A 19,347-nucleotide genomic window follows, 5' to 3' on the forward strand; every position below is an offset into this window, starting at 1 on the left:
ATCCACTAATAGCGACAGCAATAATCCACGCTGAGCCTCAGAGGGCGGGATGATACTCGTGTTGCGCAACAAAAGCAAAACAGTTCATCTCGTTTAGTGCCAATTTATTATATAATCGATAAATCGATTGAATTTAGAGTCTTTATATTTATGTCTACTATTTTTGAACACGCAACTAAAAGCTTAGATACCTTAGGGTTACGCTGCCCAGAGCCGGTGATGTTAGTGCGTAAAACCGTGCGCAACATGCAAGATGGTGACACCCTATTGATTATTGCTGATGATCCGGCAACTACCCGTGATATTCCCGGCTTTTGCCGTTTTATGGAGCATGAGTTACTGGCGGCTGAAACTGAAACTGCGCCTTATCGTTATCTGCTGCGTAAAAAAGCCAATGGATTGTAATGACTACCTTTAATCATCTGCAACAAAATCAGCCATAAACTAGCAATAAAAAAGAAGCACCTAACGATGCTTCTTTGGGTGATTTTCCGTTATTACTGTAGGTGTTTTTAAGGTGTTTTTAAGGTATAGCTCCCACACTTAGCGTTAGATTTATTTTTGCTGACGCTGAGGCAGCTTAACTCGCAACAACCTAATCGCATTGGCAGTGACTAACGCGGTAGCGCCGGAATCGGCTAATACCGCAACCCACAGCCCAGTGATCCCCAGTAAACTGGTAACTAAAAATACGGCTTTTAGCCCCAAGGCGATGGTGATATTTTCACGAATAATTTTGCGTGTCGCACGTGAGAGCGCAATAATTTCTGCCAACCCAGTGAGTCGATTATGGGTTAGCGCTGCATCCGCGGTTTCTAAAGCGACGTCTGTTCCGCTACCCATGGCTACGCCGATACTGGCGGCTTTCATCGCTGGTGCATCATTGATGCCATCACCCACCATCATAGTGCGATGCTGTATATTTAACTCAATTACAGCTTGGACTTTATCTTCTGGCAATAACCCAGCGCGAAAATCCATGCCTACTTGGCCTGCAATTGCGGCCGCAGCTCGCGGGTTATCACCGGTTAACATCACTGCATTAACATTCATACTTTTCAGCATGTTAATTGCATCGATAGCATCAGTACGCAAGGTATCTTGCAGCGCTATCACGCCAACCATTTGCCCGCCTACCAACGTGACTACCACGGTTTTACCTTCCGCTTCTAGGGTCTCTATTTGTTGCTGCCAGTGATTATCCAATGGCATATCGAGACGGCTAGGCGCGCTAACTAAAATATGCTGATTATTGAGATAGCCTTCAACACCTTTGCCGGCTAATGCTTTACGTTTTTCAGCTTCGATGACTGGCTGATTTAATACAGCGGCATAATCAATAATCGCTTTAGCTAAAGGATGATGAGAACCGACTTCAACCGCGGCAGTATATGCGATCAATTGCTGAGTGCTTACGCCGTCAATGGACAGCGCATCGGTCACTTGTGGCTTGCCTTGCGTTAGGGTACCGGTTTTATCTAGCGCGACGGTAGTTACTGTACCTAATTGTTCCAGCGCCGCGCCGCCTTTAATTAATGCGCCTCGACGCGTTGCCGTAGCCAATGCTGAAGTAATCGCTGCCGGTGTTGAGATAACCAAGGCACATGGACAACCAATTAATAGCAAAGTTAATCCACGATAAATCCAAGTATCCCATAGCGCGCCGAAAAACAGGGGCGGAACAACAATAACTAGCGCAGAGAACAGCATAATAATAGGCGTATAAATGCGGCTGAACTGGTCAATAAAGCGCTCAATCGGGGCGCGACGTTCTTCGGCCTCTTCTATTAATAGCAGAATACGATCAATCGCATTTTTACCTGGCTCAGAAACCACTTTCATTCGCACGGCACGGTCGACGGATAAACAGCCAGCCGCTACTTTTTCTCCCACATTGCGCTCAACAGGTACTGATTCTCCGGTTAACGCGCTTTCATCAAAACTGGCAAAGTCACTCATTAACTCAGCATCGGTAGGCAATCTTCCGCCAGGCGCAATTTCAATAATGTCGCCAGGACGTAATTGTGCTACAGCGATAGAGGTTTTTTGACCGTCTTTGATTAATACTGCATCTTCGGGGACGAGTGCCATCAGAGCACTTACTCCGCGTCGTGCGCGACCCGCCGAGTAAGACTCCAACATTTCTCCCAGCATAAACAGCAGAATAACCATCGCGGCTTCTTCGGTAGCTTGAATAAATAGCGCGCCAATCGCGGCCACCGACATTAATGTTTCTATGCTAAAAGGTGAGCCGGTACGAATTAAACGTAAAGATTTACGCGCTATGGGGAACACGCCAAATAGCGTAGTAGCAATAAAAGCATAGCGACCCATTGTAGGATTAACTAACTCAATGCCCCAGCTGAGCGCCATCAAAATCGCCAGTATAATGACAGGCTTGGCTTCGCGGATTAAACTGTGTCGCGGTGCTTGCGCGTGACTGGCACCCTCATCGGCTGGAAATAGCTCATAACCGGCTTGTTGGACTATATTGGCGACGTCACCACGAATATCGGTATCGGCATCAACCACTAATTTCTCGGTGGCAAACAACACTTTAGCTTGTTTTATCTGTGGTATTTGCGCCACAGCAGTTTCGATTTTCCGCGCGCAGCTTGGGCAATCCATTCCTCGAATAATCCAACTATATCGCTGTTCGCCACGTTGTGTCGGTGCCACTGTCTCTGCTATTTGTGGCTCAGTACTACAGCATGTGCCGTGTTGATGATTATGATTTGCGTGCTGATGTTGCTCTTCATCGCTATCTTCGCACTGAGATTGATGATTTTCTGAATGTGTATGTGAGCCATCACTTACTTTTTTAGGTGTATCAGAGCAAGTGCTGCTAGAGCAGCAAGTACTGGCATGTGTATGCGTAACTTGATTTTTTTCATTGTGTGAGTGCATAGACACCCCCTTTTTTATATAGACTGCTGAAGAATTAAGCCAAGTCTACACGTTGGAGTTAACTCTAGAGTCAAATAAAAACGGGGCCAGTTGATAAAAAATCTTATTTGCTAACATCATCATCAACTGGCTAAGGTACAATTTGTAGGTGTAGGATTACAGGTATAGGGAACGAATAATTAAAAATTGTCCGAGGAAATAGAGGGTTGCAACGATAGCTTTGGAGGCTTTGAACGGATATCTAAAGCGAGCAATTAGCCAAATACAATTAGACAAAAACAGTAAACAAGCGCCTACCATAATCGAGAAATTAACTTCGCGAGCTAGCCCAAAGTATTGATCTCCAGCTACCCAGACCATGATCATCGACATAATTAATAGCGCAAAAACCGGCGCTTGTAATGTTTCGAGTTTAGTCCAAATAATCAGCAACGTGACGAGTGTCAGCACAATGGGAACAGGAAGCCAAGGAAGATAAAGACTAAAATTCATTTGTAGCCCAAAACTAATGGCATACAGAAGATAACTGATAAATATTAAAGCAATAGATGCAAGTAAGCGCTCACCTGGTAGAATGCGTAGCATATCGCCAAGTAACGAAGCCAGCAGTCCAGCCAAGACTAAGTAACCAGAAATAGTGATAAATTCTGCATTCCATCCCCAAGCAAGTAGCAGCAGCAAAGTTACGGGCCTAAATAACCAGCGTTGCCAATCTGGGCCTCGGTACGCGGCATCGACATATAACCAACCAGAGAAAAGTACAGCAAGGAATGGCCAACTGATCATAAACAGGTCCTTATTATCTGTGGGTTTCAAGGTGATAAAGTATATCTGTCATGCCTTAATTGTAGATTTGGATTACATTTCTACAATACGAATTATTTAGGCTACAAATATTTCATTTTTAATAAATTAAGATAAATTATACCCTAAATCCATTGGACTAGGCTCAGACATTCTTATTTATTAGTTAATGTTGTTATATCAACCAATGAATTATTGCGATAGCTATAATTATCTGAGTTATAGAATAAAACGATTGAGAACAATTCTATTATGAACAAACCGTATTTATTAATTATCGTGCTGGTGGTAATTGGCCTATTGGCGACCAAACGATTTTTTGATCAGCGTCGGCAGAATGAAATCAATGATAATTCTACACAAATTAGCTATTTAGTTACGGTGGAAGATAAAAAAGATTATCCCTATCCAAACATGCGCTCACGCGAGCGTGATGTTGTTTCGCCAGAAACTTTCCGCTATGAAGTTTATTTTAAACCTTTGAATGCAGGGATAACGTCAGAAGATAAGCCATTGAAAATTATTCTCAAAGACGAACAAGCGTACCGTGCAATTAATAAAGGCAGCCGGGGCCGACTTTATTTGCAAGGAACTCGCTTTATTCGCTTTGAGCCTGAAAATTAATTAGATTAGTAAACACTTACTTTATAACATGGGTTATTCTATTTTTTTGGACTTAGCTGCCAGCTGTTGCTGCTGTTTCTTTTGAATAACCAGTAATTCAAATACGCCAAACAAAAAAATCCGTAATTGGAGCCAACCAGACAGTTTTTGTTGTTTGGATAAGGTGGATTTCATAAATAAAGTTTGCAAGGCGTGCATAAAAATCATAAATATCATGGCGATATCCATAAAATATTTAAGGGGTTTAGGAAACGGGTGGACTAAATTAAAGATCATAAATCCCCACACACACAGCATTAATATACGGCCGATATTAATTAACATACGGATCTCCGTTAGTTAGATTGACGAATAAATAGACGATAAGCCACTTGCCCAGCAATTTTTTCACGGTGCAATTGCCAGTTGATAGGAATATCCGTCAGCGCTGTGCCTACTTCAGATTCCACATAAACCCAGCATTCATCTGCTAACCATTGATTACTTTCTAATAACTGGATGGTATTTGCTAATAAGCCTTTATGAAAGGGGGGATCAAGAAACACAACATCAAAAGGAGTTCCGCTATTGGCTAAATAAGTTAAAGTATTGGCGTTAATCACTTGAGCATTGTGTATTTTTAATTGCGCTAAATTTTCGCTCAATTGGCGAGCATTATGCTTATCAAGCTCAATTAACGTTGCTGATGCTGCGTAACGAGATAGAGCCTCGATCCCTAATGCGCCACTGCCAGCAAAACAGTCTAGACAATTTGCATCGCGGATCACCGGCATCAGCCAGTTGAATAAGGTTTCTCTCACCCTATCTGTGGTTGGACGTAAGCCCTCACTATCACGAACAGGCAATTTACGCCCTCGCCATTGCCCGCCAATGATGCGGATTTGTCCCATTGATACCGGTTTAGGTTTTTTTGCCATAATAATACTTATTGATAAAAAGAAGTTGCTAGGAAAGATAATGCGACTGAAAGACGGTGTTTCGGCCAATTTTCTTGTTTTTAACCAAAAATCTGAGATTAAATTTACCGTAATTGCATCTCAGATATGTGTTGCATCGCGATGAAATGATAGACTGCATCTAATTTTATTGCGATTTAATATTTTATACTCAAAATAATGCAAGTTACAGCAAACCAGTCAGCGAGGATATGTCGATTATCATACACTTCAGTAAGTTGTATGGCTATGAATTCGGCAGATGATGACGTTAGTCGGGATGTAATTTGACAAGCTCAATGTTGATGAGCAAGTTGATGAGTGTAAGCGCCGTGTTTTTATTGTGAGGAGCGTAGTGCCAGATGGCTAAAGAAAAGAAAAAAGGTTTTTTTTCCTGGTTAGGGTTCGGTCGTAAAGACGAGAAGCAACAGCCAGAAGAAGAATTACAACCAGAACAGCAAGGCGCTGAGGAACAACAGGCCGCAGAAGAAGCAGCACAGCAAGCCGCCGAACAAAAAGCAGCGGCAGAACAAGCAGAACGCCAACGATTAGCCGCCGAAGCAGAAGCCGCTAAAAAACTGGCTGATGAGCAAGCGGCTGCCCAGAAATTGGCAGAGCAGCAAGCCGCCGAGCAAAAAGCGGCGGCAGAAAAGGCCGCGGCAGAAGAAGCAGAACGCCAACGATTAGCCGCCGAAGCAGAAGCCGCTCAAAAACGGGCTGATGAGCAAGCGGCTGCCCAGAAATTGGCAGAGCAGCAATTAGCAGAACAGCAAGCCGCCGAGCAAAAAGAGGCGGCAGAAAAGGCTGCAGCAGAAGAAGCAGAACGTCAACGATTAGCCGCCGAAGCAGAAGCCGCTCAAAAACGGGCTGATGAGCAAGCGGCTGCCCAGAAATTGGCAGAGCAGCAAGCCGCTGAGCAAAAAGCGGCGGCAGAAAAGGCCGCAGCAGAAGAAGCAGAACGTCAACGATTAGCCGCCGAAGCAGAAGCCGCCCAAAAACGGGCTGATGAGCAAGCGGCTGCCCAGAAATTGGCAGAGCAGCAAGCCGCCGAGCAAAAAGCGGCGGCAGAAAAGGCTGCAGCAGAAGAAGCAGAACGCCAACGATTAGCCGCCGAAGCTGAAGCCGCTCAAAAACGGGCTGATGAGCAAGCTGCTGCCCAGCAATTGGCAGAGCAGCAATTAGCAGAACAGCAAGCCGCCGAGCAAAAAGCGGCGGCAGAAAAGGCCGCGGCAGAACAAGCAGAACGTCAACGATTAGCCGCCGAAGCAGAAGCTGCTCAAAAACGGGCTGATGAGCAAGCGGCTGCCCAGAAATTGGCAGAGCAGCAAGCGGCCGAGCAAAAAGCGGCGGCAGAAAAGGCCGCGGCAGAAGAAGCAGAACGCCAACGATTAGCCGCCGAAGCAGAAGCCGCTCAAAAACGGGCTGATGAGCAAGCTGCTGCCCAGCAATTGGCAGAGCAGCAATTAGCAGAACAGCAAGCCGCCGAGCAAAAAGAGGCGGCAGAAAAGGCTGCAGCAGAAGAAGCAGAACGTCAACGATTAGCCGCCGAAGCAGAAGCCGCTCAAAAACGGGCTGATGAGCAAGCGGCTGCCCAGAAATTGGCAGAGCAGCAAGCCGCTGAGCAAAAAGCGGCGGCAGAAAAGGCCGCAGCAGAAGAAGCAGAACGTCAACGATTAGCCGCCGAAGCAGAAGCCGCCCAAAAACGGGCTGATGAGCAAGCGGCTGCCCAGAAATTGGCAGAGCAGCAAGCCGCCGAGCAAAAAGCGGCGGCAGAAAAGGCTGCAGCAGAAGAAGCAGAACGCCAACGATTAGCCGCCGAAGCTGAAGCCGCTCAAAAACGGGCTGATGAGCAAGCTGCTGCCCAGCAATTGGCAGAGCAGCAATTAGCAGAACAGCAAGCCGCCGAGCAAAAAGCGGCGGCAGAAAAGGCCGCGGCAGAACAAGCCGAACGTCAACGATTAGCTGCCGAAGCTGAAGCCGCTCAAAAACGGGCTGATGAGCAAGCTGCTGCCCAGAAATTGGCAGAGCAGCAAGCCGCCGAACAAAAAGCGGCGGCAGAAAAGGCTGCAGCAGAAGAAGCAGAACGTCAACGATTAGCGGCCGAAGCTGAAGCCGCTCAAAAACGGGCTGATGAGCAAGCGGCTGCCCAGAAATTGGCAGAACAGCAAGCCGCCGAGCAAAAAGCGGCGGCAGAAAAGGCCGCAGCAGAACAAGCAGAACGCCAACGATTAGCCGCCGAAGCAGAAGCCGCTCAAAAACTGGCTGATGAGCAAGCCGCTGCCCAGCAATTGGCAGAACAGCAATTAGCAGAACAGCAAGCTGCCGAACAAAAAGCGGCGGCAGAAAAGGCCGCAGCAGAACAAGCAGAACGTCAACGGTTAGCCGCCGAAGCAGAAGCCGCTCAAAAACGGGCTGATGAGCAAGCGGCTGCCCAGCAATTAGCAGAACAGCAAGCCGCCGAGCAAAAAGCGGCGGCAGAAGAAGAGCAACAGCGTTTAGCGTTAGCTCAAGCAGAAGCTGAAACTAAAACCAATAATACAGAGCAAGAAAAACCGAAAAAAGAAGGCTTTTTTGCTCGATTAAAGAAAGGATTATTAAAAACTCGACAAAATTTAGGGTCGGGCTTCTTTAGTTTATTCAAAGGTAAAAAAATAGATGATGATCTATTTGAAGAACTTGAAGAACAGTTGCTAATTGCCGATGTTGGTGTAGATACCACGCGAAAAATTATTAATAGCTTGGTGGCACATGCGAGCCGCAAAGAATTAAAAGATGCCGAAGCACTCTACAGTAAGCTGCGTGAGGAAATGTCTGATATTTTATCGACAGTTGATAAGCCTCTGGTTATTGAAGGGAAAAAACCCTATGTTATCCTGATGGTTGGCGTCAATGGTGTGGGTAAAACCACCACTATTGGGAAATTGGCGCGTCAATATCAGTCTGAAGGTAAATCGGTGATGTTAGCGGCAGGTGATACTTTCCGCGCAGCAGCGGTTGAACAGCTGCAAGTTTGGGGTGAACGGAATAATATACCCGTGGTGGCACAGCATACTGGCGCCGATCCAGCTTCGGTTATTTTTGATGCAATTCAGTCAGCCCAAGCAAAAGGTATCGATATCTTGATTGCGGATACCGCAGGCCGCTTACAAAATAAAGCCCATTTGATGGAAGAATTGAAAAAAATTGTGCGTGTAATGAGAAAGTTAGACGTCGAAGCTCCGCACGAAATTATGCTAACGTTGGATGCCAGTACCGGCCAAAATGCAGTTAATCAAGCAAAACTGTTCGATGAAGCTGTAGGTTTGACTGGGATTACATTGACCAAATTAGATGGCACCGCTAAAGGTGGGGTGATCTTCGCTATTGCCGACCAAATGAGTATTCCGATCCGTTATATTGGCGTCGGTGAAGGCATTGAAGATTTACGTCCATTTAAGTCAGAAGACTTTATCGAGGCGTTATTTGCCCGAGAGGATTAATAATAAATGATTCGCTTTGAACATGTCAGTAAAGCTTATCGAGGCGGCCGTCAGGCGTTGCAGGGCGTAGATTTTCATTTGCGCCCTGGTGAAATGTCTTTTTTGACGGGGCACTCGGGAGCCGGTAAAAGTACACTGCTAAAATTAATTTGTGGTATAGAACGCCCGAGCGATGGCCATATTTGGTTTGATGGCCATGATATTAGTCGACTAAAAAATAGTGAAGTGCCTTTTTTACGTCGACAAATAGGCATGATCTTTCAAGATCATCATTTATTATTTGATCGTTCGGTGTATGACAACGTCGCGATGCCATTAATTATTTCAGGCGCCAGTACCGAAGATATTCGTCGCCGTGTTTCTGCGGCGTTAGATAAAGTTGGCTTACTGGATAAAGCGAAAAATTTACCGATACAATTATCGGGCGGTGAACAACAGCGCGTAGGTATTGCCCGCGCAGTCGTTAATAAACCTACCGTATTATTAGCCGATGAACCGACCGGTAACTTAGATGGTGAGTTATCCGAAGGTATTATGCGTTTATTTGAAGAGTTTAATCGTGTTGGTGTCACCGTATTGATGGCAACTCATGACGTACAACTGATCGAACGCCGTAATTACCGTATTCTGACATTAGGTGGTGGAAGAATGGTTGGGGGGCAAAATGGCTAAAAATGTTCGCAAGGCAAGACCCGAGCGTAAAATTCAGTCGAAAAGTAAAGCACTGAAAGGTGGTTGGCGCGAACAGTGGCGTTATGCTTGGTTAAATACCTTGGCAGATATGATGCGCCAACCGCTAGCCAGTTTTTTAACTGTAATGGTTATCGCGATTTCACTGACGTTACCGAGTCTATGTTTTATTGTTTGGAAAAACGTTTCTCAAGCCGCAGATCAATGGTATCCGACACCACAGTTGACGGTTTATCTCGATAAATCTTTAGATGAACAAGGTGGCGAGAATGTCGTTCAGCAACTAAATGCATTAGAAGGTGTTGATAAGGTTAATTATTTATCCCGCGATCAGGCAATGAGCGAGTTCCGTAGTTGGTCTGGTTTTAGCACGGCATTAGATATGCTGGAAGAAAATCCATTACCTGCGGTTGCTATTATCACTCCTAAAATTGATTTTCAGAGTTCAGATGTGTTGCTAACCCTGAGAGACAGAGTTAGCCAAGTTGCTGGGATTGAAGAAGTTAAAATGGATGATAGTTGGTTTGCTCGATTAGCCGCATTGACTGGATTAGTCGGGCAGATAGCGGCAGTTATTGGTATTTTGATGGTAGTGGCATTATTTTTGGTAATAGGTAATAGCGTTCGCCTGAATATATTTGCTCGTCGCGATACCATTAATGTGATGAAATTAATTGGTGCGACGGACGGTTTTATTATGCGCCCATTTTTAAATGGTGGCATGTTACTGGGCTTAGTCGGCGCGTTGGTCTCTTTGCTACTTTCTACACTCTTAGTGTGGAAGTTATCCAGCGTGGTGATTGAAGTGGCTAGTATTTTCGGCACTCAGTTTCGTATCGAAGGGTTATCGTGGGATGAGTCGTTACTCATTTTGTTGATTTCAGCCATGATTGGTTGGATAGCGGCTTGGCTGGCTACTGTTCAGCATTTACGTCACTTTACTCCAGAATAATATAGGCTCTCTAGTATCGAATGAGTCAGGTAGAAAATTAAGATACTAGAGAGTTTGTCTTTATTTTGAACTTTTCGTTTAACAGTTTGTCTTAAAATTAACATGACACTCGATTTTTAGCTGATTCCGCACAGTAGTTTATATCATATTTGGTTTATATCACCCTCTTAGTCAATATCATGCGATAGTGCATAATTACTGTAGCGTGATAAAATGCGCGGACGCCAAAATATTAACGATAACTCCTTAGAAATAATTAATGTGATACCGCTAATATTTTGTAAGCTATTTTTTTAAAAAAAGGACGCTTGAAAATCGATGCGATAGAAAATGAGCATCATAAAAGAGCGTATAAAAAAATAGTACGTTAGAAAATTTCATAAACTACACGAGAGTGATAAACTCATTCCACTTATTAGGGATCCGTTAACACGGTTAGCGGCAGTCTAGTTAATCTCTTTATTATAAAACTCGTAAGAGGATCTGAATGACTAAAGATATGCAATCATTAGCATTAGTTCCGCAGGGAAGCATTGAGGCTTATGTGCGAGCAGCTAATGCTTATCCGATGCTAACGGCTGAGGAAGAAAAGGAACTGGCTGAACGGCTGCATTACCATGGTGATTTGGATGCGGCAAGACAGCTGATCTTATCTCATTTACGTTTTGTTATTCATATCGCGCGTAGCTATGCCGGTTATGGACTCCCGCAAGCGGATTTGATCCAGGAAGGCAATATTGGCTTGATGAAAGCAGTACGCCGTTTTAACCCTGAAGTTGGCGTTCGTTTAGTTTCATTTGCAGTGCATTGGATCAAAGCTGAAATCCATGAATATGTACTGCGTAACTGGCGTATTGTTAAAGTTGCTACTACTAAAGCCCAACGTAAGCTTTTCTTTAATTTAAGAAAAAATAAAAAGCGTTTGGGATGGTTCAATCAGGACGAAGTAGAGATGGTCGCCAAAGAACTCGGCGTAACCAGTAAAGATGTGCGTGAGATGGAATCACGTATGGCAGCCCAGGACATGGCGTTTGATATGTCTGACGATGATGATAGTGACAGTGGGCATGCGGTTGCTCCCGTATTATTTTTGCAGGATAAATCGTCTGATTTTGCTGATACTATCGAAGAAGACAACTGGGATAATCATGCGACTGATAAATTATCAGATGCTCTCGCATCATTAGATGAGCGTAGCCAAGATATTATCCGAGCTCGTTGGCTGGATGACGATAACAAAACCACATTACAAGAATTAGCCGATAAATATGGTGTTTCTGCTGAGCGTGTACGCCAGTTAGAGAAAAATGCGATGAAAAAATTGCGTACAGCCATGGAAGCGGATGACGAATAATATTTTGTAATTTTACTGAGTTTATCTTACTTGTGGAGAGATAAACTCAGTATTCTCATGCCATTCTTTTTACTTTTTACTCATTTCTAATTTTTATCTTCTTAATCTGGTTATTTTTTAGAATACAATTCAATTGGTAATCCGTCGGGATCAGCAAAAAAAGTAAAACGTTTCTGCGTATAAGGGTCGATACGCGCTGCTTCGCAAATAATATTTTGCTGAGCGAGATAGTCGATTGAATCATCGAGATTATCGACACTAAAAGCTAGGTGCCTTAAACCACTCGCCTCAGGATAACTGGGTCTGCTAGGGGGATTAGGGAAACTGAATAATTCAATTTGATAATTACCATTGATAGCGAGATCGGCTTTCCAAGAGTCATTGTGTTGCCGATAGTGCTCAGATAACAGAGTTAAGCCTAAAATATCACAATAGAATGATTTGCTTTTTTCATAATCAGAAGCGATTATGGCGACGTGATGTATAGCATTTAATTGAATTTTATCTCGATTTTCTGCGCTATTTCTAATATAACAAAGCGCTTTCTCTGTGGGCGTAAAGTTACTTGCGATAAGAAAATCACTCATGATATTGCGTTGATCTTCTGGTGTATTTTCGATGGAGAATGACCAGCGAGTTACCTCTGGATTTGAGCTGCATATCTGCTGCAGCAGATAGCTTCCTACGCCTCGACGGCGAGTTACCTCCCGGATATAAAAATCAGTGATATAACCTTTCCCATTTTCTCGGTTTACCTTCGCGGCTCCTAGCAAACGATCATTAAAGCGAGCGGCATAGAATAAAATATTTTGCTGTTGCTCAAGCTTCCATTGTATTGGGTTCTGATTTTTCCAAATTTTTTGTAGGTCTATTTGTTGTTGTTCAGTAAAATCAGCGAGTTTAACAATTGTTAGTTTCATGTTTTATTGTCTTTATCTTCTGGTTTATTGATAATAATCATTTAGTTATATTAAACTTTTAACCACAATATAGTATTGTCTTTTGATCGAAGTATCGCTAATAAATATCATTTTATGGAATAAATAAGTTATTTACTCCATTTGTAGGGGCAATTTTTTAGTTTGTTTTTTATGCTTTATTTACTTTTTTTGGGTAGAAAATCGATATCCATATAATATTTTTTCATATTATTTTTATCTGTAAATACAGTGACTGTATCTCTATCAATATAAGGTTCGGGATCGTAATAAATATTTACGCTATAAAACGTATGTAACAGGTTACTTTTTTTATCGTGCCAGCGTGCGATAATTCGATATGGTGAAACTCCATTGACTGAGATGGTATTATTTATTTCAATATGATCAATCGGTAATTCAATAGGCGTCCCAGAATGCTTAAGTTGCTGATGAAGCTTCATTTTTCTGCGTATTAATAACAGAGGGATTAAGCCAACAAGAAAAAATACACTTCCCATTACTCCAATGATAATGCTTTCAAGCCAGATAGATTTGAAATCATAAATGATGGCTTTGTGTGGCTGATCAGTCGAATATAGCAGATCAATTGAATGGCCTTGTTGGTAATCGGGAGAACTGCTGCCTATCGCTGATACTATAGTTACGTCTTCACCTTGTTTAGGGCTGAATTTAATAATCGGATAATAATAAGTAGCATTATCTTCACGTGAATAATGACTTTGATAATCAATTATTTCACCGCTAGCGATATTCCCGGTACGATTAAGTTGATAACTGTTCCATGCTAAATACCCTGAAAAACCAAGCAGCACTAAGCCCACCAGCAAAAATATAGAAAGTATTTTTTTCATTAACTCATCCTTTTAAACGTATTTCCTGTCGAGAAGCAAGTGTATTAACCTAGCAATAAAGACAGATTATTATCAATAGCTTTAATCTTAATACTGAAAAATATTTCTGCGTTGATTAAGTGATTATTCTGCTCAATAAAAAACAAAATTATCTACAGTAATTTTTATGAATAAAATAATAAGATTATTTTTAACCTGATTTTATTTGTAAGGTTACTTGAAGTACAAAATGCACGCTTTATACTTTTAGATAAATTCTGTTATTTAACAATAGATACGGTTATTAATGAGTAAAAATAATCGGCTAAGTAAAGAATAAATACAGAGTGATATATTAATTTCAGAATAAGAGTAATTAATTTAGAATACAGCAAAGGCATTCAATGAGACTCAAACAATCCTATCTTTTTTTATTAATCCCACTTTCATTTCACGCACTTGCTGATGATATCTATTTGAAGAATGGTAATATTATCTCTGGTACGGTCAATTTAGTTGACAGCAATAATGTGCTGGTGACTACTGATTATGCTGGGCAATTAAAAATAGATTTATCTAAAGTAAAATCATTTTCGATCGAACACTCGTCTTCAGTAAAAAAAGAATATTTTGCCCCTTGGGAAAGCGTTAATTCGGTTGAAAAATCTCAGGATGGAAATATTACGCTAGTGAAAGGCGATCAGAAAAAACAGATGGCGTTAAATAAAGATTTAGTAATCAATAAAAATAATTTAGCCACCGGCATCCCTGATAAATCAGTAAGTGGTAGTGTGAATGCAGGGGCGGCATATAATAAGGGATCTTCTAAGAATGAGCAGTATTCTTTAAATGGTAACTTAAAAATCACCGATGATTTTTGGCGTCATGGGTTAGGTGCTGCGCTGCAACGAAATAAAGATGACGGTAATGTCAGTACCTATTACTACAATACTAATTATGAATTAGACCGATTTTTTAATCCGGGATTTTTCTGGCGGGGAGATGTTAAATATCAACATGATTGGGTCGAGGATATTAAATCTAAAGCCAGTATCGGTACGGGACCTGGTTGGCAAGTTTGGAATGATGAGTTAGTGTCTTTATCATTAACCTCATTGATGAGCTACCAAAAATTAAAATATCGTAGTGGCAGCGATACCGATTATATACAAGGTGCGGTTGGTTGGGATTACAATCAATATATATTAGCTAAGCTGGTTAATTTCTATACCAAAGGTAGTATTGGCCGCAGCTTTAATGATGACGTAAGTTTAGATCTGAATGTGAAAGCAGGGCTAATGTACAATATTACGGATTCAATCAATCTGAATACCAATATTGTTAGAGAAAAAATCAACTCTGATAAAGGCGATTCTAATAATACCAACTACACCCTCGGTGTTGGCTATAAATGGTAAATTAAATGTTGATATTGGCTGAGCACTAAAAAGAGCGTGATGAAGGGTTTAGGGAGCAAATAGGCTGGTTCTCGCCGATAGTCTGGTTTTTGCTTATAGCATAAGAAAAAAGGCACAATGCTAAATAGCGATTGTGCCTTTTAAAAACAACATATGACTAGACTAGGATTAGTTCATGCCGTATTTTTTTAGTTTTTTACGCAGTGTGCCGCGGTTGATGCCCATCATCAGGGCAGCGCGGGTCTGGTTACCACGGGTATATTGCATAACCATGTCCAACAATGGCTGTTCTACTTCAGCCAATACCAGCTCATACAGATCATTAACATCTTGACCATTTAATTGAGCAAAATAGTTCTTCAGTGCCTGCTTAACTGAGTCACGTAGAGGTTTTTGAGTTACCTGGTCTTGTGAATTTACAGTAGCTACGGTTAGTACGTCAGAATTTACGCGTTGTTCGAACATAGTTCTGTCAGCTCTTATCTTTTATTTACGCAAAAATTTTCAAAAAATGCCTCCAACGCCTCCAGCTGTACGCTGGCTTCCTCTATGGCGTTGAATGTGCGCCGGAACTGGTCATCAGGTGCATGCTCCCGGAGATACCAAGAGACATGTTTGCGCGCAATACGGGCTCCTTTGCCTTGACCGTAAAAGTCGTGCAATTCCTGTACGTGCGATAGCATAATTCGCTGAACCTCTGCAATAGGCATTGGTGGCAGCAATTCACCTGTGTCCAGATAGTGCTGGATTTCCCGAAAGATCCAGGGTCTTCCCTGAGCAGCCCGACCAATCATCAAAGCATCAGCTCCGGTGTAGTCTAAAACCGCTCTGGCTTTTAGCGGGTCAGTAATGTCACCATTAGCGATAATCGGTATGGCAACAGTCTGCTTAACTGTCCGAATGTTGTCATATTCAGCTTCTCCATTAAATAAGCAGGTACGAGTCCTGCCATGGATAGTAAGAGCCTGAATACCACAATCTTCAGCCAATTTGGCAATTTCGATGCAGTTTCGTTCTTCGGGTGACCACCCTGTGCGAATCTTCAGTGTTACAGGAACATCAACCGCTTTTACTACCGCGGATAAAATAGATTTTACTAAATCCGGATAACGTAAAAGAGCCGAGCCTGCTAGCTTTCGATTCACTTTTTTGGCTGGACAACCCATGTTGATATCAATGACTTGAGCACCACTCTCAACATTAATTCGAGCGGCAGCGGCCATATCATCAGGGTCATTGCCAGCAATCTGTACAGAACGTATCCCCGGTTCATCGCTATGGACCATTCTGAGTCGTGATTTGTCGGTCTTCCAAACCTGAGGATTAGAAGAAAGCATTTCTGAGACTGTCATTCCTGCACCCATGCTGTAACACAGAGACCGAAACGGCCTATCTGTGATGCCTGCCATAGGGGCGGCAATAAGACAGTTTTCCAACTGATATTGTCCGATACGCATAACGAAAAGGGAGCCATACTGTGACTGCAAGGGCGCGTATATTACGCATTTTTTTCGAGATATGAAAGGACAAACTTTGACCAAACACTAAAATTTAACTAACTTTTTTATCTTGATTTTTTCAAAACATAAAAATTAATGTTTATTTACATGTAGTTACAGTATTTTTGCCCCAATTGGTAAAATTTACCAATATTCAGTGTAAATCTCGAAATGGAACAGATTATCATCATCTTCTGCATAAAAATTGAGCTATAAGATAATCCATTCCTTGGCGAATTTCAAAGAAATTATTAATTGATTTTTATCTGTATCGAGTTAAAAATGCTTGACACCGGTAATTCGGCACCATTCTTCTTTCTCGGCTACAGGGTCAATATCAAAGCGCTCAGTATAGGCTGATACCACATCAGCGGCCTGTGTTGCGAGCACGCCTGATAAGCCTAAATGAGCACCGGCTTTAGGCAATGCTCCAATAATTGGCGCCAATTCTTTTAATGGACCGGCCAAAATATTAGCAACGACAACGTCGGCACTGAGATCTTGCGGTGCATCTTTTGCCAGATACAGAGTGAGTTTATCGGATACATTATTGCGTTCTGCATTATCACGGCTAGCTAAGATAGCTTGAGGATCAATGTCGATCCCTATCGCTTGTGCAGCGCCTAATTTTAATGCGGCAATGGCTAAAATACCGGATCCGCAACCGAAGTCGATCACTGTTTTACCGACTAAATCTAAGCCATCTAGCCACTCTAAGCACAGTGAAGTGGTTGGATGCGTACCTGTTCCGAAAGCGAGGCCTGGGTCTAGCATGACATTGACTGCTGTAGGATCTGGGACTTCACGCCAGCTCGGGCAAATCCACAGGCGTTGACCAAAGCGCATCGGGTGGAAGTTGTCCATCCATTCTCTTTCCCAATCTTTATCTTCGATCTGCTCAATTTTATGAATAAAATTAGCGCCAAGCTGTGGACTATGTTCTAACTGGGCTATAACGGCTTTCATGTCCGCTTCAGCGTCATATAAGCCAATAACATCAGTATCACCCCATAAACGGGTTTCGCCCGGTAGAGGCTCAAATACGGGGGTATCATGGCTGTCTTGAAAAGTCACCGAAACCGCCCCCGTCTCAATGAGTTCATCACCCAAAGATTCGGCTTGTTGGCCGCTAGAATTAAGACGTAGTTGTATCCAAGGCATAAATATTCTCTTTATTGATCCCCAGTCGCGGGCTGAGTCGTTGTCACCGCTAAGGGTAGGGCGTTTTTACCAAACATATTACCGATTAAAAAAGCTAATAAGCTGAGTAATATAGATGGAACAATAGGATGAAAGTCCATAATTTTTATATCAAATGACGCAAGAAGTGCATAAATAACGCCTCCGATGATCATTCCGCATAAAGCACCTGTTCCATTGGCTTTTTCCCAATAGAGGCCGAGGACTAATGGCCACAGGAAAACAGCTTCTAATCCACCAAATGCTAATAGGTTAAGCCAGATGATCATCTGCGGTGGATCCCAAGCGGCAAGTAATAGTAAGCCGCCTAAAACCAAGGTTGAAAAGCTCGAAATTCGTGATAGTTTTTTCTCATTTTTAAGTTCTGATGGCACCATATTCAAGTAGAGATCTTTGACGATAGTCGCGGAAGATTGCAGTAGTTGGGCATTAATTGTCGACATAATTGCTGCCATCGGCGCGGCTAAGAATATCCCGGCAGCGAACGGCGGTAGCACTTGTACCATTAGCGTGGGGATAACTTGGTCTGGAATAGTGAGTTCTGGCAATATGGCTCGGCCCAATGCCCCAGCAAAGTGCATACCAAACATCAAAATACCCATAACGATGGTGCCAAGAATAATCCCTCGGTGTACCGCTTTGCTGTCTTTATACGAAATACACCGTACAGCCGTATGCGGTAAGCCAATCGTTCCAAAGCAAACTAATAGCCAAAATGAGGCCATGAACGGACCACTGAGAATATCTTCAGCGCCTTGTGGTGAGGTTAATTTAGGATCGATCGTATGCAACGTGTTGACTGCTTCAGATAAACCACCGGCTTTATAGATAATCGCAACTAACAGGATAGTGGTTCCCAGCAGCATCACTAAGCCTTGTAATGCGTCATTTAGTACGCTGGCTCTGAATCCACCAAATGCGGTATATAAGGCAATTGAGATACCAAAAATAAGCAGCCCATAGGTATAAGGTATCCCCGCCGCGGTTTCAAGCAACCGAGCCCCGCCAATAAACTGTACGGTCATTGCGCCGATAAAAGCGATGAGCAAGCTTAAGCTGGCAAACCATACTAATACTCGGCTTTGATAACGGGCGTATAGCATGTCGTTTAAGGTGACAGCATTATAACGTCGCGCCAGAATAGCAAATTTTTTGCCTAACACTCCCAAAGATAACCAGATGGCAGGCAGTTGGATCATCGCCAGCAATACCCAGCCTAAACCATATTTATAGGCTGCGCCGGGGCCGCCAATAAATGAACTGGCACTGACATAGGTCGCTGTGATGGTCATGGCGAGAACAAATCCCCCCATAGAACGGTTGCCTAGAAAATATTCATTGAGGAACTCGCCTTCTCTACGACGTCGATAAGCGTAGAAAGAGAGCAGAAAAACCAGCACCAGATAGCCGATAAGTGGCAGAAGAACTTCAGTCTGCATCGCTATCCTCCAAGGGCATATCTTTAAAAATAATTTTGACCATCATGATACATAGCACAATAAAAATAAGCGGTAAAAATAAGCATGACCATTCAAACCATAAGGGAAGGCCCGTTATCCCTTGGCTTGAGTCAGGTAGATAGGCAGTGATCAGCCAACCTATCAGATAGGCTAGGGTCAGCATCATTGCCCATCGAGCTTCTCGGTTTGATTGCAGAAAACGTTTATCCATCCGATGTTCCTGAGATTGCTATCAACAATAAGTCAGGGATTGT

18 protein-coding genes and 1 pseudogene are annotated in these 19,347 nt (G+C 42.9%); 7 read left to right on the plus strand and 12 right to left on the minus strand.

All coding sequences use genetic code 11. The features are described from left to right. The first annotated feature begins 150 nt into the window (after nt 1-150). Entirely contained in the window at nt 151-405 is a 255-nt protein-coding gene (gene tusA / locus MNY66_RS01915) for a sulfurtransferase TusA (RefSeq protein ID WP_047256260.1), read from the plus strand. A 150-nt stretch (nt 406-555) separates the two neighbouring features. Here the strand turns inward: tusA and MNY66_RS01920 are convergent, their stop codons facing one another. Together MNY66_RS01920 and MNY66_RS01925 are read right to left on the minus strand one after the other, a co-directional pair. Next, complete coding sequence (locus MNY66_RS01920) at nt 556-2,907, minus strand: zinc/cadmium/mercury/lead-transporting ATPase (RefSeq protein ID WP_047256259.1); 2,352 nt, start codon at nt 2,905-2,907, stop codon at nt 556-558. A gap of 156 nt (nt 2,908-3,063) precedes the next feature. Beyond that, nucleotides 3,064-3,693: a lysoplasmalogenase gene (locus MNY66_RS01925; protein ID WP_053907005.1), complete on the minus strand. Its 630-nt coding sequence runs from the start codon at nt 3,691-3,693 to the stop codon at nt 3,064-3,066. Between the two features lie 270 nt (nt 3,694-3,963). On the opposite strand from MNY66_RS01925, the gene MNY66_RS01930 reads away from it, so the two are divergent. Then, entirely contained in the window at nt 3,964-4,335 is a 372-nt protein-coding gene (locus MNY66_RS01930; RefSeq protein ID WP_047256257.1) for a DUF2500 domain-containing protein, read from the plus strand. 33 nt (nt 4,336-4,368) lie between these two features. Here MNY66_RS01930 and MNY66_RS01935 read toward each other — a convergent pair whose 3' ends face one another. Then, nucleotides 4,369-4,659 carry a DUF1145 family protein gene (locus MNY66_RS01935; RefSeq protein ID WP_047256256.1) on the minus strand — a complete coding sequence of 97 codons (291 nt, stop codon included), beginning with the start codon at nt 4,657-4,659 and terminating at the stop codon, nt 4,369-4,371. Nucleotides 4,660-4,670: 11 nt separating this feature from the next. After that, nucleotides 4,671-5,252 (minus strand): 16S rRNA (guanine(966)-N(2))-methyltransferase, encoded by a 582-nt coding sequence (rsmD, locus tag MNY66_RS01940; protein WP_047256255.1) that lies wholly within the window; start codon nt 5,250-5,252, stop codon nt 4,671-4,673. A gap of 1,886 nt (nt 5,253-7,138) precedes the next feature. Here rsmD and ftsY point away from each other — a divergent pair. The 4 genes from ftsY to rpoH all read left to right on the plus strand — a co-directional run bounded on the left by ftsY (nt 7,139) and on the right by rpoH (nt 11,745). Continuing rightward, entirely contained in the window at nt 7,139-8,749 is a 1,611-nt protein-coding gene (gene ftsY / locus MNY66_RS18165; RefSeq protein WP_479497717.1) for a signal recognition particle-docking protein FtsY, read from the plus strand. Nucleotides 8,750-8,755: 6 nt separating this feature from the next. After that, complete coding sequence (gene ftsE / locus MNY66_RS01950; protein WP_047255257.1) at nt 8,756-9,421, plus strand: cell division ATP-binding protein FtsE; 666 nt, start codon at nt 8,756-8,758, stop codon at nt 9,419-9,421. Next, nucleotides 9,414-10,391 carry a permease-like cell division protein FtsX gene (ftsX, locus tag MNY66_RS01955; protein ID WP_047255256.1) on the plus strand — a complete coding sequence of 326 codons (978 nt, stop codon included), beginning with the start codon at nt 9,414-9,416 and terminating at the stop codon, nt 10,389-10,391. Before ftsE ends, ftsX begins: the two co-directional genes overlap by 8 nt. Nucleotides 10,392-10,878: 487 nt before the next feature. Then, the gene (gene rpoH / locus MNY66_RS01960) at nt 10,879-11,745 is read left to right on the plus strand and encodes an RNA polymerase sigma factor RpoH (protein ID WP_047255255.1); all 867 of its coding nucleotides are present in this window, start codon (nt 10,879-10,881) and stop codon (nt 11,743-11,745) included. A 110-nt stretch (nt 11,746-11,855) separates the two neighbouring features. Here rpoH and MNY66_RS01965 read toward each other — a convergent pair whose 3' ends face one another. The 3 genes and pseudogenes from MNY66_RS01965 to MNY66_RS01975 all read right to left on the minus strand — a co-directional run bounded on the left by MNY66_RS01965 (nt 11,856) and on the right by MNY66_RS01975 (nt 13,537). Further along, the gene (locus MNY66_RS01965; RefSeq protein WP_047255267.1) at nt 11,856-12,245 is read right to left on the minus strand and encodes a VOC family protein; all 390 of its coding nucleotides are present in this window, start codon (nt 12,243-12,245) and stop codon (nt 11,856-11,858) included. A 102-nt stretch (nt 12,246-12,347) separates the two neighbouring features. Beyond that, nucleotides 12,348-12,665, minus strand: a pseudogene (panM, locus tag MNY66_RS01970) (aspartate 1-decarboxylase autocleavage activator PanM); the annotation flags it as partial. Nucleotides 12,666-12,841: 176 nt separating this feature from the next. Continuing rightward, entirely contained in the window at nt 12,842-13,537 is a 696-nt protein-coding gene (locus tag MNY66_RS01975) for a DUF3592 domain-containing protein (RefSeq protein WP_241501326.1), read from the minus strand. Nucleotides 13,538-13,920: 383 nt separating this feature from the next. On the opposite strand from MNY66_RS01975, the gene MNY66_RS01980 reads away from it, so the two are divergent. Next, the gene (locus MNY66_RS01980) at nt 13,921-14,934 is read left to right on the plus strand and encodes a DUF481 domain-containing protein (protein WP_047255253.1); all 1,014 of its coding nucleotides are present in this window, start codon (nt 13,921-13,923) and stop codon (nt 14,932-14,934) included. 168 nt (nt 14,935-15,102) lie between these two features. Here the strand turns inward: MNY66_RS01980 and fis are convergent, their stop codons facing one another. From fis to MNY66_RS02005, 5 genes are all read right to left on the minus strand, one after another. Further along, a complete protein-coding gene (gene fis / locus MNY66_RS01985; RefSeq protein ID WP_010847912.1) occupies nt 15,103-15,399 on the minus strand; it encodes a DNA-binding transcriptional regulator Fis in 297 nt (98 codons plus the stop codon). 14 nt (nt 15,400-15,413) lie between these two features. After that, a complete protein-coding gene (gene dusB, locus MNY66_RS01990) occupies nt 15,414-16,391 on the minus strand; it encodes a tRNA dihydrouridine synthase DusB (protein ID WP_047255252.1) in 978 nt (325 codons plus the stop codon). Between the two features lie 318 nt (nt 16,392-16,709). Next, nucleotides 16,710-17,594 carry a 50S ribosomal protein L11 methyltransferase gene (gene prmA / locus MNY66_RS01995; RefSeq protein WP_047255251.1) on the minus strand — a complete coding sequence of 295 codons (885 nt, stop codon included), beginning with the start codon at nt 17,592-17,594 and terminating at the stop codon, nt 16,710-16,712. 11 nt (nt 17,595-17,605) lie between these two features. Beyond that, nucleotides 17,606-19,072, minus strand: a complete 1,467-nt coding sequence (gene panF, locus MNY66_RS02000; protein ID WP_241501327.1) for a sodium/pantothenate symporter — start codon at nt 19,070-19,072, stop codon at nt 17,606-17,608. Then, nucleotides 19,062-19,304: a YhdT family protein gene (locus MNY66_RS02005; protein WP_047255249.1), complete on the minus strand. Its 243-nt coding sequence runs from the start codon at nt 19,302-19,304 to the stop codon at nt 19,062-19,064. The genes panF and MNY66_RS02005 overlap by 11 nt, the downstream gene beginning before the upstream one ends. Nucleotides 19,305-19,347: the final 43 nt, after the last annotated feature.

Source organism: Moellerella wisconsensis (genome assembly GCF_022592395.1).
GTDB lineage: Bacteria > Pseudomonadota > Gammaproteobacteria > Enterobacterales > Enterobacteriaceae > Moellerella > Moellerella wisconsensis.